This is a genomic window from Streptomyces sp. NPDC041129, from assembly GCF_055592265.1.
In genome coordinates, this window is sequence record NZ_JBVIYV010000010.1 from 65092 (window position 1) to 80972 (window position 15881).

At 71.0% G+C, this 15881-nt stretch carries 13 protein-coding genes; 4 read left to right on the forward strand and 9 right to left on the reverse strand.

Annotated features, from left to right (window positions below; translation table 11 throughout):
- Position 1 precedes the first annotated feature (1 nt).
- From ACZ6B1_RS27595 to ACZ6B1_RS27610, 4 genes are all read right to left on the reverse strand, one after another.
- Entirely contained in the window at positions 2-2719 is a 2718-nt protein-coding gene (locus ACZ6B1_RS27595) for a molybdopterin-dependent oxidoreductase (protein WP_468782694.1), read from the reverse strand.
- The gene (locus ACZ6B1_RS27600; protein WP_468782696.1) at positions 2716-3543 is read right to left on the reverse strand and encodes an FAD binding domain-containing protein; all 828 of its coding nucleotides are present in this window, start codon (positions 3541-3543) and stop codon (positions 2716-2718) included. Before ACZ6B1_RS27600 ends, ACZ6B1_RS27595 begins: the two co-directional genes overlap by 4 nt.
- A 227-nt stretch (positions 3544-3770) precedes the next feature.
- Positions 3771-4508 (reverse strand): VOC family protein, encoded by a 738-nt coding sequence (locus tag ACZ6B1_RS27605; protein ID WP_468782698.1) that lies wholly within the window; start codon positions 4506-4508, stop codon positions 3771-3773.
- Positions 4509-4741: 233 nt separating this feature from the next.
- A complete protein-coding gene (locus ACZ6B1_RS27610; protein WP_468782700.1) occupies positions 4742-5032 on the reverse strand; it encodes a hypothetical protein in 291 nt (96 codons plus the stop codon).
- A 401-nt stretch (positions 5033-5433) separates the two neighbouring features.
- Here ACZ6B1_RS27610 and ACZ6B1_RS27615 point away from each other — a divergent pair, with 401 nt between their 5' ends.
- Positions 5434-8619 (forward strand): TIM-barrel domain-containing protein, encoded by a 3186-nt coding sequence (locus ACZ6B1_RS27615; protein WP_468782702.1) that lies wholly within the window; start codon positions 5434-5436, stop codon positions 8617-8619.
- 322 nt (positions 8620-8941) lie between these two features.
- Positions 8942-9265, forward strand: coding sequence for a UBP-type zinc finger domain-containing protein (locus ACZ6B1_RS27620; protein ID WP_468782704.1), 324 nt, complete (start codon positions 8942-8944; stop codon positions 9263-9265).
- A gap of 158 nt (positions 9266-9423) precedes the next feature.
- Here ACZ6B1_RS27620 and ACZ6B1_RS27625 read toward each other — a convergent pair whose 3' ends face one another.
- The 4 genes from ACZ6B1_RS27625 to ACZ6B1_RS27640 all read right to left on the reverse strand — a co-directional run bounded on the left by ACZ6B1_RS27625 (position 9424) and on the right by ACZ6B1_RS27640 (position 13655).
- Complete coding sequence (locus tag ACZ6B1_RS27625; protein WP_468782706.1) at positions 9424-10989, reverse strand: carboxylesterase/lipase family protein; 1566 nt, start codon at positions 10987-10989, stop codon at positions 9424-9426.
- Between the two features lie 20 nt (positions 10990-11009).
- Entirely contained in the window at positions 11010-11648 is a 639-nt protein-coding gene (locus ACZ6B1_RS27630; protein WP_468782708.1) for a GOLPH3/VPS74 family protein, read from the reverse strand.
- Between the two features lie 181 nt (positions 11649-11829).
- A complete protein-coding gene (locus ACZ6B1_RS27635) occupies positions 11830-12489 on the reverse strand; it encodes a response regulator (protein WP_468782710.1) in 660 nt (219 codons plus the stop codon).
- Positions 12486-13655 carry a sensor histidine kinase gene (locus ACZ6B1_RS27640; RefSeq protein WP_468782712.1) on the reverse strand — a complete coding sequence of 390 codons (1170 nt, stop codon included), beginning with the start codon at positions 13653-13655 and terminating at the stop codon, positions 12486-12488. Before ACZ6B1_RS27640 ends, ACZ6B1_RS27635 begins: the two co-directional genes overlap by 4 nt.
- Before the next feature lie 198 nt (positions 13656-13853).
- Between ACZ6B1_RS27640 and ACZ6B1_RS27645 the strand changes: the two genes are divergently transcribed.
- Both ACZ6B1_RS27645 and ACZ6B1_RS27650 read left to right on the forward strand, forming a co-directional pair.
- Complete coding sequence (locus ACZ6B1_RS27645) at positions 13854-14270, forward strand: DUF4260 family protein (RefSeq protein WP_468782714.1); 417 nt, start codon at positions 13854-13856, stop codon at positions 14268-14270.
- Between the two features lie 22 nt (positions 14271-14292).
- Entirely contained in the window at positions 14293-14814 is a 522-nt protein-coding gene (locus tag ACZ6B1_RS27650; RefSeq protein WP_468783098.1) for a TetR/AcrR family transcriptional regulator, read from the forward strand.
- Between the two features lie 83 nt (positions 14815-14897).
- Here ACZ6B1_RS27650 and ku read toward each other — a convergent pair whose 3' ends face one another.
- Positions 14898-15851 carry a non-homologous end joining protein Ku gene (gene ku / locus ACZ6B1_RS27655; RefSeq protein ID WP_468782716.1) on the reverse strand — a complete coding sequence of 318 codons (954 nt, stop codon included), beginning with the start codon at positions 15849-15851 and terminating at the stop codon, positions 14898-14900.
- Positions 15852-15881: the final 30 nt, after the last annotated feature.

Sequence of the window (15881 nt, forward strand, 5' to 3'; positions counted from 1 at the left end):
CTCAACCTGTCGACACCGACTGCTCCGCGGGGAGCCGGCCGTATATGCGTTCCGGAGTCAGCGGCAGTGCGCGGTAGCGGACCCCCGTGGCGTCGTGCACCGCGTTCGCGAGTGCGGGGGCCACCGGGTTGACGCAGCACTCCGCCATGCCCTTCGCCCGCATGGGTCCCACCGAGTCCGCCGAACCCACCAGAAGGACTTCGGTGCGGGGGATGTCGGCGTACGTCGGGATGCGGTAGTTCCGGAGGTTCGGGTTGACCATGACGCCGTTGTCGTCGACGTGATGGTTCTCGGTCAGAGCGAAGCCGATTCCCTGGGCGACACCGCCCTCGATCTGGCCCCGGACCTGCGCCGGGTTGATGATCACCCCGGCGTCCGCCGCGTGCACGCTGTACAGGATGCGTATCTCACCGGTCACGCGGTGCACCGCGACCTGGAACCCCTGCGTGTTGGAGGTGACGCTCCGGGGCGAGCCGTACGCCTTGCGTGCCGCGGTGAAACGGACGCCACGCGCCCGGGCCAGCGCGACGAGTTCGGCGAGCGACATCCGCCGGTCCCCGCAGACGACACCGTCGTCGTCCATGGTGCACATCACGACATGGATGCCCGTGTGTGCCGCGGCGAATTCCAGGATGTGGTCACGCACGGCATTGGCCGCCCGGAGGACCGCGTTGCCCGCCACGAAGAGGCCCGCGCTCGCGAAGGCACCGGTGTCGAATCCGGTGCGGTCGGTGTCGGACTGCACCAGCCGGATGCGCGACGGCGTCGTGCCCAGCTGACTGGCCGCGATCTGGACATGGGCGGTTGAGGTGCCCTCCCCGAACTCGACTGTGCCGACGGCCAGTTCGTAGATGAGGTCGTCGCCCAGGGTGACCCAGGCCTCGGAGAGGTGTTCCGTCGGGGGCGCGGTCTCGTGCATCGAACTCGCCACGCCGATTCCGACGAGCCACTCGGGGCCGGGAGGCGGCCGGTGGGCCGCACGGGCCAGGGCTTCGTCCACCAGGTCGACGCACTTGGCGAGTCCGTCCTCGGTGAAGACCACGTCGTCCGGGCCGCCGTCCATGGCGACCAGGGGCTCACCCGGCCGCACGATGTTGCGCCGGCGCAGCTCCAGCGGGTCGATGTGGAGGGCGCGGGCCAGCTCGTCCATCGCCGACTCGACGGCGAACGCCGGCTGCGTCATCCCGTAGCCCCGCAGCGCCCCGCTCGGCACGGTGTTCGTGTAGACGGAGTACGCGTCGTACTTCTTGTTGGGGCATCGGTAGATCATGACGGCGGCTCCGCCCGCGTACGCCGTTTCGCCGCCGTGGTTGCCGTAGGCGCCCGTGTTCGACACGTTGCGCACCTGCAAGGCGGTGAGCGTGCCGTCGCCCTTCGCGCCGAGCTTGACCGTGAGCGTCATCGGATGCCGCGGCGAGGCCGTGGTGAACTCCTCCTCACGGGTGTACTCGAGGCACGTGGGCCGCCCGGTGTCCAGGGTGGCGAGCGCGACCAGGTCCTCCGCGATCACCTCCTGCTTGCCGCCGAAACCGCCGCCGACGCGCTTGCAGAACACCCTGAGCCGGTCCGGGCGCAGCGCGAACAGGTACTCCAGTTTCTCCTTCGCGATCGAGGGTGACTGCGAACTGGTGCGGACGTTCAGACGGCCGTCCTCCATCCAGGCGATCGACCCGTGGGTTTCCAGATGCGCGTGCTGTACGCGCGGTGAGGAGTACGTGCCTTCGTGGATCACGTCGGCGGCGGCGAAACCCGCGTCGACGTCGCCGATGTGCGAGTGGAGTTCGAGCAGGATGTTGTGGACGGGGTCGCGGACGAACGGATCGTCGGAGCCGTGCAGTTGGGGTGCACCGTCGGCCATCGCCGCCGCCGGGTCGAAGACCGCCGGCAGCACCTCGTACTCGACCGCGAGTCGCCGGCAGCCCTCTTCGGCCGCCCCGGCCGTGTCGGCCAGGACCGCGGCGACGCGCTGGCCGGCGAAGCGGACCGTGTCGTCGAGGATGCAGGTGTCGTCCGGGTCGACCAGGTGGTCGGTGTGGATGGCCGTGGTGAAGCGTCTGCGGGGTACGTCCTGCCAGGTGTAGACCCGGTGCACGCCGGGGACGGCGAGGGCCGCGCTCTTGTCGATCGAAAGGATCCGGGCATGCGCATGGGGTGAGTGCAGCACCTTGAGGTGCAGCATGCCGTCGATCCGCGTGTCCATGGTGAACTCGGCGTGGCCGGTCACGACGTCGTGGCCCGCCGGTGCGCCGACGCTCGTCCCGACGGCCTTGCCTGGGGCCGCCGTCTCCACCGCGCCGACGCCCTTCACGGCGTCCTCGATCGCCCGGTATCCGGTGCAACGGCAGAGGTTGCCCTTCAGCGCCCGTGGCAGATCCGCCTTCTGCTCCTCGGTGAAGGTCGCACACGTCATGATCATCCCGGCGGTGCAGAAGCCGCACTGGAACCCCGGGGCTTCCTCGAACTGCCGCTGCATGGGGTGCGGGACACCCGGCCGTCCGAGGCCTTCGATCGTGGTCACCTCGCGGCCGTCCGCGCGGAACGCGGGGGTGATGCAACTGTGCACCGGAGCGCCGTCCAGCCACACTGTGCAGGCACCGCAGTCGCCGGCGTCGCACCCCTTCTTGACACCGAGATGGCCGAGTTCGCGCAGAAAGGTGCGCAGGCACTGACCGGGGGCCGGTTCCCGGTCGAATTCCCTGCCGTTCACGAGGTAGCTCATGCAAGGTCCCCAGCCGTGAGTTCGCGGCAGATCTCCTCGGCGAAGTGCCGTGTCAGATGCCGACGGTGGTCGGGAGTCCCGTTGGGATCGGCGAACCAGAGGTCGGCCGGCACCGCGTCGATGCTCTGCCGCAGGGTTCGAACATCGGGCAGGGATTCGAAGGCGATGCGGACCGGCCGCGTGGTGCCGGCGGTGATGGTGAGCAACAGGTCGCTCGCTCCCAGACGTTGCGTGCCGACGAGGAACACCGTCGAACGGCCGAGGCGCGTCAGTGCGAAGCGGCGGTGCGCGGTGCGTTTGCGCAGCGCGTGCTCCGGGATGGTGACGCGCCTCAGAACCTCCCCCGGAGCGAGAACGTTCCGGTGGTCGCCCGTGACGAAGTCGAGTGCGTCGACGAAGCGCGCGGAGCCGTCGGGGGCCCATAGTTCGTACCGCGCCTCCAGCGCGACCGTCAGCGTGATCATCGGTCCGGCGGGCAAGGACATGCAGATGTTTCCGCCGACGGTCGCGGCGTTCCAGACCTTGAACGAGGACAGGAACGCCTCACAGCTCTTCCGGAGGAGAATTCCGGCGGTCCAGCCCACCGGCCAGGAGAAGGCGTACAGGTCGCGGATGGTGCATGTGGCACCGATCTCCAGGCCCTCGTCCGTCCGGACAAGAGGTTCCCAGGGCAAGGCCGTCAGGTCGACCAGCCGTCGCAGCTCCGGCTGCTCCACGGAATAGAGCCATGTTCCGCCTGCGAGCCAGGCGTCGCCCTCGTGCCAGTCCATGCCTGGGCGCTCGGACGGTCGCCGGACCACTTCGGTGATGGTGTTGAGGTCCATGAGAACCGGCCCACAAGAGAACGTATCTACGGGAGGACAGATGTCCCGTGACGCCCGGTGACGCTGGTCTCACGCCGGCCGAGCAGCCGTGAGCCTTCGCGCCGTACCGCTCGGGGCGGCTGAGCCGCGAGGGGCCAGCTTACGCGTACTTTTGCCATATTTTATCGCAGTATGCGGATGTGGGCATGGGGGTGAGGGCCGCCCCGAGGTGTCGTGGCGGTTCCGCGTCACGGGGCGAGGACGCAGAACTCGTGGCCTTCCGGGTCGGCCAGACACGTCCACGGCACGTCGCCCTGGCCGACGTCCAGATCGGTGGCGCCGAGAGCCCGCAGCCGGGTCACCTCCGCCGCCTTGTCATCACCCGGGCAGGGCAGCAGATCAAGATGGACGCGGTCCGGCACGGTCTTCACGCCGGGCGTGCGGATGAACTCGAGATAGGGACCGCCACCCCGGGCCGAGCGCAAAACCGCGCGATCGTCGGTCACCTCGTGCAGGGCCCAGTCCAGCGCCTCACCCCAGAACCGGGCCATGGCCCGCGGATCCACGCAGTCGACCACCATCGCGGCGATCGGCCCGGTGTCCCGGTAGACCTCCCGAGGCTCCAGCACGCAGAACTCGTTGCCCTCGGGGTCGGAGAGGACGGTCCACGGCACGTCGCCCTGGCCCACGTCGGCAGGCGTCGCACCGAGAGCCTCAAGGCGCGCGACCAGCTCCGCCTGGTGGGCGGCGGACGTGGTGGCGAGATCGAGGTGCATGCGGTTCTTCGTCGCCGTCCTGGGTTCCGGGACGGGCACGACGTCGATGCCGACGGCGACCGGGTCCGGCCAGACGAGGCCGCCGACGGGGCCGACGTACGTTGTCACGCCGGGGCTGTAGGCACTCCAGCCGAGCGCCTCCGCCCAGAACCGGCCGACCGCCGAGCCGTCAAGGGCCTTCATGTTCACCTGGACAGGTCGCAGTGCCATGCCGGCGATCCTATGCGGCCACTTGTCCCCGCTCCACGACCCAGTCATGCAGGCGCCCGCGTCCTCCCCCGCACCGCGGGCCGTTCCGGTTCGGCCGGCAGCCTCAGCCGGGCGGGGGCGGCAAGCAGTCGGCGAAGCGCGCGGTACGACCGGTCCGGCCCCCCATGAACGCGGGTGCACCAGGCCGATCGCGCCGCCGTGCCGGTGTCTCCGGTGGTTCGGCTCGCGGCGAGTCAGGCATGGGCGTGGCGCGGCCCGTTCGTCTTCCGTGAAGCGGCGTGGTGCGCGGGCTCGGCCGCGCTCGCGGCCTGGAAGCGCTGCAGCCACAGGGTGGTCGCGGCCAGGAGGCCGGCGAAGATGGCGAGGAGGAGGGCGGATACCCACATCTGCCGGCTCCCGGGAGACTGCCAGCTCGTCCAGGCGGTCGACGCAGCCCACAGCAGGGCGCCCACCGCGTAGAAGGAGCGAACCCGGCGCAGCTGCCGCACGGCCCGCAGGGACATGAGATCAGTTGTGGATGCCATGCCGCCCCGTGTACCCCGCTGAACGCCGTTCAGCGCTCCGGGATCGCCCCATCCGCTCCGCCAGGCCCACGAGTTGATTGGCTGGCTGCCTCTCGCAGCCTTATGGACACCCCGTGAGGGGACGTGCTCTCATGCTGGGTGCGTGATTTCCATCGTTGAAAGCGTAGGCGGCTCTTTCTGAAGTGGCCGCATGTCTCTGGTACTTCCGCACCCAGCCCCACCACCCAGGAAACAGACGCACCCTGCTCAGCGCCGTCGGTGCCATGACGTGCCCGGGACGGATGAGCCGCCCGGCCGACAGGAGAACGGAGTCGCGTATGCCAGCCCCATGGACAAGGCGCCGGCCGAGATCGCCGCAGCGCCTGGTGGGAGGTGCCGTTGCCCTCGTCACGACCGCTGCGATGGCACTGACCCACGCCGGTGCGGCAGCGGCGGGAGCCGTGCAACGTGCTCACGTACCGACCGTCTCGTCAGGTGACGCCCGCTTCGAGATTCTCTCGCCGACACTGATCCGCACCGAGTACGCGGGGGACCAGAAGTTCTCCCACGAGCCCACCTTCAACGCGATCGGCCGCAGCGGATTCACCCCGGCGGCCTACACCACCACCACGTCCGACGGCTGGCTCACCATCAGGACGAGCGCCATGACCCTGCGCTACCGGGTCGGCTCCGGACCGTTCGACGCCCAGAACCTCTCCGTACGGCTGACGGCGGGCGGCACACCGGTGACCGCCACTCCGTGGCACCGCCTGACCTGCGCACTCGGTGCGTTGTGCGAAGCCGAGAATCTGCAGCTCAGCGGAGTCTCCGTAGCCTCCGACCACAGCGGCCACACCGGAACCGGTTTCGCGGCGGGCTTCGAAGGAACAGGCAGCTCGGCGTCCGCTGACATCGATGTCAGCACTGCCGGGACCTATCAGTTGGGCCTGAGGTACGCCAACTCCCGCGGCGGCGACGGCCAGACCAAGCCCCGCACGCTCACCCTGACCGTGGACGGCGGTGCGCAGCAGACGGTGACTCTGCCGACCACGGCTGACTGGGACACGTGGGGCCTGGTCACCAGGAGCCTTCGACTCGGCGCGGGACACCACACTGTCGCCCTGACCCGGACCGCCTCGGATTCCGGTGACGTCAACCTGGACAGCGTGGCACTCGTACGGCCGGGCGACCCCTACCCCCCGCTCTCGGCCACCGCGATCCCGGACTGCCGTTTCGGCGTGAGCTGTGAGGCGGAGGCCGCGCGCATCGGCGGCACGGCGGTCAGTGCCACGGACCACGCGGGATACGCGGGCACCGGCTTCGTCGCCGAACTCGACCAGGGAACCGGCTTGTCGACCCATGTGGTCGGCGTGCCCTCCGACGGCGTCTACACGCTCCGGGTGCGGTACGCCAACGGCACGGGCGGCGACGGCCGGCACGAGAACCGCACCGCCACCGTCAGCGCGGGCGGCGCCACCGGCACCCTGACGTTCCCGGCGACGAAGGACTGGGACGACTGGGAGACGGCCTCAATACCCGTGACCCTCAAGGCGGGCGCGGATGACATCACCCTCGGCTGCCCGGACGCGGCCAGCTGTCACGTCAACGCCGACACCCTCTCCGTGGCCGGCCCGGACGCGGCCGCGCCCCCGCCGCATGTCGCACTCGGCGGGTACCGCCGGGGCCTGGACGGAGTGAGCGGCAGTTCTCCCATCGTGACCACGCCCGGCCTGCTCAACAGGGACGGGTGGTATCTCCTGGACGACACGTCATCGGCCCTGTACGACACCGCGACGCGCAAGGTCACCCAGCGGCCCGGCCACGGCGGCGCTCCCTACCAGGACGGCTATGTCTTCGGCTTCGGACACGACTACAAACAGGCACTGGCGGACCTGGCCGCCTTGACCGGTCCGCCCGCGCTGCTGCCCCGGTGGGCCTACGGTGTCTGGTACTCCGAGTACATCGACCGCACCGCGGCCGACTACAAGGACAGGATCCTGCCGGCGTTCCGGTCCGAGGGCGTTCCTCTGGACGTCCTGGTCACCGACACGGACTTCAAAGCCGTGAACAAGTGGAGCGGCTGGGAGATGGATCCCGCCGAATTCCCCGATCCCAAGGACTTCTTCGACTGGTCGGCCGCCGAGGGACTGCACAACACGCTCAACGTGCATCCGAGCATCCTCGCCTCCGACCCTCAGTTCGCCCAGGCGCAGACCACCGCCAAGGGCAAGCTGACGAAGGGAGGCTGCGCCTCGGGTGCCGGCGTCCAGGACAACTGCTACACCTTCGACTTCGGCGACCCCGACCAGCTCGAGGCGTACATGGACCTGCATCGCACGATGGATCAGCAGGGCAACGACTTCTGGTGGCTGGACTGGTGCTGCGACGCCTCGCAGTCCTCGTTGCCGGGTGTGACCCCGGACGCGTGGATCAACCAGCGGTACGCCGCAGCCGGCCCCGGCGACCGGGGCTTCGTCCTTTCCCGGGCCTACGGCTCACTGCAGGCCGGCGGGTACAGCGGCCAACAGGCCCTGCCGACCGGGCCATGGGCGGACAAGCGCACGACCGTCCACTTCACCGGCGACACGTCCTCCACGTGGGGCGTGCTGAGGCAGGAGGTCGGCTACACGCCGGGCGAGTCCGCCGCGACCGGGATGGCCGCCATCACACACGACATCGGCGGCCACAACGACACGACGGGGCTGACCGGTTCGGAGACCTACACGGACGGCGGCAAGCCCCGCACCACGTACAAACTGCCCGACGACCTGTACGCACGCTGGGTCCAGTTCGGCGCGTTCCAGCCCATCGACCGCCTGCACAGCAATCACAGCGACAGGCTGCCCTGGCAGTACGGGACGGCAGCGCGCCGGTCGGCCGACAGGTTCCTCAACCTCCGCGAAAACCTGGTGCCTTACACCTACTCGCTCGCCGAGGAGGCTCATCGCACCGGCGTGCCGATCGTCCGCCCCACCTATCTCGAGTATCCGGACGAGCCGCAGGCGTACGCCGTCGCGAACAGCGAGTACTTCTACGGCTCCGACGTGCTGGTCGCTCCCGTGACCACACCGGGTGACTCCGCCACCACGTCGGTGTGGTTCCCGCCCGGCCGGTGGACCGACTACTTCACCGGCAAGACCTATTCCGGCGGAGCCACGCGCGACATCACCACCGGCCTCGACTCGATGCCGGTGTTCGTCAAGGCCGGCGGCATCCTGCCCACGCGCACGCACGACGTCGCGCACGACGACCACAACGCCCTGACCGACGTCACGCTGGCCCTCTCCGCCGGCGCCTCGGGCTCGTACAGCCTCTACGAGGACAACGGGGCCGCTGCGCCGAAGAGCGCCACGACGAGGATCCGGTACGGGCAGACCGGATCGCGCCACACGGTGTCGATCAGCCCGGTGAAGGGGGCGTTTCCGGGCCAGGTCCAAAAGCGTCGGTGGACACTGACGTTCCTGGGGGGCGAGGCGCCCGTCGAGGTGGCCGCTGACGGGAGGAGGCTCTCCCCCGACGCGTATCACTGGGACGGCGACACCGGGATGCTGACCGTCGCCCTCCCCCGGCACAGTGTGCACACCCCCGTCACGGTCACTTACCAGTAGGGGGGCGGCCAAGCCCGCCTGCGGCCGCCCGCGGACCAGCGCGTACCCGCGCTCCCGGGCGGCCGCACCACGTCGGTCAGCCCGGGCGAGGTGGGACGTGGCCGGTGAACGGCGTGAGCAGGCTGCGCGGATTACGCGGCGGCCAGCCCTGTCGTCAGACCGAGCCCGGCCGCGAGTAGCGGCAGCTCGGGCGATCGCCTCGGGCGGGATCGCGCCGATCATGCCTGCCCCTCCGCCTGGATCGAGCCGCATCCGGTTCCCCCTGTGCGTGCGAAGCTGAAATGACGGAAGCAGCGGCGATCAGCGGCGAAGAGGGAACCCCATGACCAGCTGGGTGGTGCGACCGGACGGTGGCCGTCCGGAGGGGCGCAGCTGTGCACACGCTTCGGATGCGGGCTCGGCACCGGTGCCGGCGCCCCAGAGCGGCGTGTGTCTGGAATGCCGAGCCCGAGGACGCGACGGAGGGCGCCTGCGGCTCTGTCTGACCTGTGGGCACATGGGATGCTGCGACAGTTCGCCGGGCGCCCATGCCACCGCTCATTACGAATCGACCGGCCACCCTCTCGCACGCTCCACGGAACCGGGAGAGGTGTGGGCCTGGTGCTACGTCGACGAGGTGTACCTGCAGCCCGCAGGGACCGCGTGACCTGCTCCCACATCCCTCAGCGGCTCGATGTGCGGGGCGGTCCGGCACTCGTAGAGGCCGCATGCTCGGTTGGTCGTGTCGGCGATGCTCACCTATCCGATCACCCGGAACGGGTGTTCAGGAGGGCCGGCGGATTCTGACGGGGGTCTTCTCCGTGGTCATCCGAGGGCGTTCCAGAAGGTGCAGTGGTGGCGGGAGGGAACCGTGCGGGTGGGGACGACGTGGTCCGGTGCCAGGGACAGCACCGTCTGCCGGGGCCAGGGCGGAGACGACGGGCCGTTCGGGTCGGCGGTGCGGGCGAAGCGGGTCCAGTAGCCGATCATGGTGTCGGCCAGCCGGTGCTGTGCGGGGGTCAGGTCGCGGGGGCGGCCGCCCAGGTCGAACAGGTAGGGCAGTTCGCTCGCGTGCGGTGCGCCGAGCGGGAAGGGCGGCGTGCCCGGGGTGAACGGCGGAGCGTGCTCGTCGGCGAACTCGTAGCTCCAGACGGGCACACGGGCCCCGAGGAGACTCTCGGTGCGCGCGGTCGGGCAGGCGAAGTCGGCGTCTCCGATGACCGCGCCGAACACCGGGCCGCCGTCGGTGCGGTGCACCGGGTATTCGTGGACGATCGCCTTGGCCTGTCCCGGCCCGGGGAAGAAGGCGGCCACGACGTCGGTCCAGGTGCCGGGAGTCACGGGGTTGCCGGCCTGGATGATTCCTGCTGCCCAGCCGTTGCCCTCGTCGTGGTTGTGGCCCATCAGCACGGGGACCTGGTGGAAGCGGCCGTCGGCCGCCGCCGTCGCGGGATCGTCGGGCAGCAACGGGGTCGCGTGAGCCGGTTGCTGGTCGGCGTCCTGGGCCGCGAGGAGACGGGAGACGTCGAGGCGCCGTAGGCAGGCCATCACGTCGCGGGCGGAGCCGCAGCCGGCCTTGGCCGCGAAGTCCGCGCCCGTGACGCGCGCTGTGGACAGGGGAACGGAGGACGGTGCGAAGGGCCGGTCGGGACGGCCGGTGCACGGGCCGCTGCCGATGATCGCCCGGTCGAAGAGACCCGCGGCGGCGGGTGAGGCGAGCTGGGCGCAGACGCTGTACCCGCCCGCCGATTCGCCGGCCAGAGTCACGTTGTGCGCGTCGCCGCCGAAGGCGCCGATCTCGGCGCGGACCCAGCGCAGCGCCGCCTGCTGGTCCGCGAGGCCGAAGGTGCCGGAGCCCGGCAGCCCGCCGTGGGCGAGGAAACCGAGGGCCCCGAGGCGGTAGTTGACGGTGACGACCACGACGTCGCCCCGGGTGGCCATGCGGTGGGCGTCGTAGGAGCTGCCCGCTCCAGTGGTGAAGCCGCCGCCGTGCAGCCATACGATCACCGGCCGGGGGCGCGCCGGTCCGGCGCCGTCGGGCGTGGTGACGTTCAGGTGGAGACAGTCCTCGTCGGTACTGCCGCCGGGCACCTCGCCGGCCGGCTGTGGGCAGGCGCTCGCGGGCCGGGTCGCGTCCCTTGCTCCGGGCCAGTGAGCCGCGCGATGGGGCGGTGCCCAGCGCAGCCTGCCGACCGGGGATGCCGCGTAGGGGATGCCTACGAAGGTGCGGTAGCCGTCGTGGGCGGCGCCCCGCACCAGACCGTCGTGGGTGCGAATCGTCGTGGCGGAGGGCGGGGCGGGCCGCGTCGGCGGTGCCGCGGAGGACCATGCGGTCGCGAGGACGGTGGTCAGGGCGCAGCTCAGGGTGGTCAGGACGCGGTACGTTCTCATCGTCTCCCCATCCGGGCGGGTCAGCTGCCGCCCATGCCGCCCTGTGCGGCGATCATGGTGGTCGGCAGTGCGCGTACCGCTTTCTCGAGGCCGGGCGCGAGAGCGGCGAGGGTCCCCGTGCAGGCGTCGATACGGGCACGGCGGATCTTGTGGTCCTGCCGGGACACGACCGAGCGGACGCCGCCCGCGGCGGCGAGCGCCAGCAGCGCGGCATCGGCGGCGGGGATCTCCCCTACGGGTCCGTCCCCGTGCAGCGCCGCGGATACGCGGGCGCGCAGCGCGGCGGGCACGGCGCGGTCCGTCACGGTGAGCCTTCGGGTGCCGAACGGCGTGCGGGGATCCTTCACGGCGAGGAGTCCCGCCGCGGCGAGCCGGTCCTCCACTTGCGTCAGGGTGCGCCTGCGGTCGCTGCGCATGAGGTGCCTCCAGCCATGTGCGGCGGCCGCCTCTCGCAGCACTCCGTCCAGGACGGGGTCGCCGGTCGGCCCGGCCCCCGACACGGTGACCGTGCCGTCCTCCTCCCCCAGTCGGCCGCGCAGTACCAGGTCGATCAGGGCGGCGGCACGCACCACGAGCCGCGTCCGGGGCCGGTCGTAGGGGCCTTCGGCCGCATCGTCGTGGGCGAGCAGATACATCAGGCAGGGCAGGTCGTCGATCACACCTCGACGCTACGGCCGGCCGCACCGCGCGCGGATCGGCCGTGAGAGCGGTCCGGCACTGGGACCGCGGGAGGATCGCGGCCCGGTCTCCTACCTGAGGAGGAGACCGTGTGAGGAAGGGAGCCCCATGTGCAGAGGGGCGTCGGGATGCGGCGACCGTCCCGATGAGGGGGAAGTGGCGTCAGGAGCGGCGCGGTCGCACGAGACCGTGGTCGTAGGCGGCGACGACGGCCTGGACCCGGTCACGCAGGCCCAGTTTGCGCAGCACCGCGGTGACATGGTTCTTGACGGTCGCCTCCGACAGGCCGAGCCGCGCGGCGATCTCCGCGTTCGACAGCGCCTGCCCGATCAAGGTCAGCACCTCCCGCTCGCGGCCGGACAGATCCCGCAGGGAGGGCGGCGGCGCCGGGTCGGGCGTGGTGCGCAGGTACCGGTCCAGGACCCGGCTCAGTACGGCCGGCGCCAGCAGCGCGTCCCCGCGCGCTGTCAGGCGGATAGCGTCGACGAGCTCGGTGGGACGCATGTCCTTCAGCAGGAAGCCGCTCGCCCCGGCCCGCAGAGCGGCGACAACGTTCGCGTCCACGTCCCAGGTCGTCAGCACCAGCACCCGGGTGCGGCTGCCGCACGCCACGATCTGACGGGTCGCCTCGATGCCGTCCACGACGGGCATCCGTACGTCCATGAGCACGACGTCGGGTGACAGTTCCCGTGTCAGCCGCACCGCCTCCTGACCGTCGGACGCCTCACCTGCCACCTCGAGATCGTCCCGGGCGTCGATGATCATGCGGAATCCGGTCCGCACGAGGGCCTGGTCGTCGGCCACCACCACACGCACCGTCATGACTCGTCCCCCACCGGCAGCCGCGCCGCCACCTCGAAACCTCCCTCGGGCGACGGACCGGCACGCAACGTACCGCCCACGAGCCGCGCCCGCTCCTCCATCCCCACCAGACCGCGTCCCGCTCCGGCCGAAGCCGAACCCGTCTGCCGCGCGCGGCCGTTGTCGACCACCGTGACCTCCACGCACTCCCCCGCAGCCGTCACCCGAACGCTCACCTCGTCAGCGCCGGCCGCGTGGCGCAGCGTGTTGGTCAAGGCCTCCTGGACGATCCGGTACGCCGCCAGGTCCACCGCGGCCGGCAGCCCGTCCACGGCACCCTCGCGGTGCACACGCACGGTCAGCCCCGTGGCACGCACGGTGTCGGTCAGTTCGTCCAGGCGAGCGAGCGAGGGCCGCTGTTCCCGCCGCGCCCCGTACTCGCCCTCCCCCGCCTCCGGCCTGAACGCGCGCAGCAGCAGGCGCAGTTCACCGAGGGCCGAGCGGGCGCCCGTCTCGATGGCCCGTAGCGCCTGACGGGCCTGGTCGGGCCGTTCGGTGAACACGTCGTCGGCGGCTCCCGCCTGAATGACCATCACCGACAGGGTGTGGGCCACGACGTCGTGCACCTCGCGCGCGATCCGGGCGCGCTCCTCCACCACGGCCCGGCGCATCTCCGCTCTCACCCGAGCCTGCTGCGCCCTGCGCCACTGCCCCGTCATCCACGCCAGGACCACCGTCAGCAGATAGACCGCCAAACCGGTGGCTCCACCCGCCCCGAACGCCAGTGGCGCGGGCGCGCACATCGCCGCCAGCGCCCCCACCGACACCCGCCGCGGCCTGGTGGCCGACAGCACGCACAAGGTCACCTGCGCCGCCAGCAGCGCCCCCGTCAGGGACACCGCGGGCAGCAGTGTCCACACCGCGAGCCCGGACGCCGCGTTCACGGCCAGCACGCGGGCCGGTGCGCGTACCTGCCACCTCAGGGCGCAGGCCTGCACCAGGACCAGGGCCACCGCCACGGGCAGCCGCCGGCCGCGCCCCGTACCGGCCACGAGCACCGACGTGCCTACGACGGCCAGCACCAGGGCGGCCGGCCCCCACCACAGCGCCCGGGCCACCCGGGACTGCAACCCGCCCCGCGCCTCCCCCTCGAGCGCCTCGTCCGGCTGCCTGATCCCGCTGTCCACGTCCCGACGATATCCAGTCGTGCGGGCAGGGTCGCGAATCCGGCGCTGCCCACATCCGCGACGTGACGGCTCCTGCGCCTCCGGCGTGAGCGCGCACCTCCGCCCCTTGCAGGCTAACGGCGTTAGCCCTACGATCGCATGACAGCCAACAGCATTAGCCATTCGGCTCGGCACCGTTCGACCCTGGAGGCAGCAGCCGTGACCGCAACGGCCACCACTTCCGCGCCGCGCTCCACACTCACCGTTCTGCACCGCTCCGCATGGCTGGCCAGTGCCCTCTTCTGGTCGGCCTTCGCCGTCGTGGAAGGCGTGAATCACGGCCCGCTCGCCGGCGGCCTCGCCCTGCTCTTCCTTGTGGTGCCGGACCTGACCTTCCTGGTGGCCCTGGGTGACGCGACCCGCACGGCCAAGGGGCAGCCGGCCCCGCGCGCGGTGCCGTACTACAACGCCACGCACCGCGCCCTGGTCCCGCTCGCGCTGATGGCCGCCTACACAGCCCTGCCGATCGACTGGCCGCCCGCCTTCGCGGCCCTGTGCGGCTGGGTCGCGCACATCTCCTACGATCGCGCCTTCGGCTATGGACCGCGTACCGAGAAGGGCTTCAGGCGTGGCTGACGGAACGACGGCCGACGGGCCGATGACCCTACGGCTCACCCCGCGAGCCCAGCAGATCGCGGCGGTCGCCCGGGAACTCCTCGAGGAGTCCGGCCCGGCCCTGCTCACCATGCGCACCCTCGCCGACCGCCTCGGCATCAAGGCGCCGTCCCTCTACAAGCACTTCCCGGACAAGCACGCCGTCGAGGTGGAGCTGATCGTGCAACTCCTCACCGAGACGGCCGAGGCACTGGAGGCCGCCGAGGCCCGTACGCCCGGCTCCCTGGAAGCGCTCGCCGACGCCTACCGCGACTACGCCCTCGCCCACCCCCACCTGTACACCCTCGCCACCGAACACCCCCTGCCCCGTACCGAGCTCCCCGCAGGCCTGGAGGACCGGGCCGCCCTGCCCCTGCTCCGCGCGTGCGGCAACGACATCGACCTCGCCCGAGCCGTCTGGGCGTTCGCCCACGGAATGGTGGCCCTGGAGATCCACGGCCGCTTTCCGCCCGACGCCGATCTGGACACGGCGTGGAAGCGGGGTCTGAAAGCCCTGCACCCCTGACCTGGCTCGACCCGCCACGACGGGGAGCCTGATGCCGGAACGAGCACCGCGTCCGGGGGCACCTCCCGGCCGACAGCGCCTTCCTACGCGCTTCGCGGCCGCCGGGAGGCCGTCTTCTTCGCTGTCGACTTCTTCGCTGTCGTCTTCTTCGCCGCGGCCTTCTTGGCCGGCTGCTTCCCGGCCGGCTGCTTCTTGGCGGCCGCCGTCTTCTTCGGCTTCGGCAGCCGGTGCACCTCGCCGGGGCCGGCGTCCTCACCGCGGGATGCCTTGGCCTTCTGCACCGACTCGCTCAGCGCTGCCATCAGGTCGAGCACCTGGGCCGGCGCTTCCGGCTCCGGCGCCTCGGGCAGCGGCTTCTCCTCCCGCTTCGCCTCGATGATCTGCGCCATGGCCTCGGTGTAGCGGTCCTGGAACTCCTCCCCCTCGAGATCCTCGCGCGTCATGGTCTCCATCAGGGCGAGCGCACCCTCGATCTCCTCGTCCGACACCTCCACCGGCGGCGGCAGCAGCTCCTCCGGGGAGCGGATCTCGTCGGGCCAGCGCATCGCGTGGAGCACCAGGACGTCGTCCTTCACCCGGAGCAGGCCGAGCCGCTCACGACCGGACCACGCGTACTTCGCGACCGCCACCTTCGATGAACGGCCGAGCGCCTGGACGAGCAGCTTGTACGGCTTGGCCGCGACCTTCCCGGCCGGTTGCAGGTAGTAGCCCTCGCCGATCCGGATCGGGTCGATGGAGGCGAGCGGCACGAAGGCGTCGATCTCGATCGCCTTCGCCGTCGGCAGCGGGAGATTGCGCAGATCCTCTTCCGTGATGGGGATGACCTGCGTCTTCGTCAGCTCGTAGCCCTTGCCGATCTCGTCCTGGGAGACCTCACGGTCCTCGAGCTCGCAGATCTTGCGGTAGCGGACGCGCCCCATGTCCGTGGTGTGGAACTGGTGGAACCGGATCGAGTGGTCCTCCGTCGCGCTGACCACGTTGATCGGCACGGTGACCAGACCGAACGAGATGGCACCGGACCAGATGGTTCGGGGCATGCCCACACCTCCGCAGTAGCCTCGAGCACC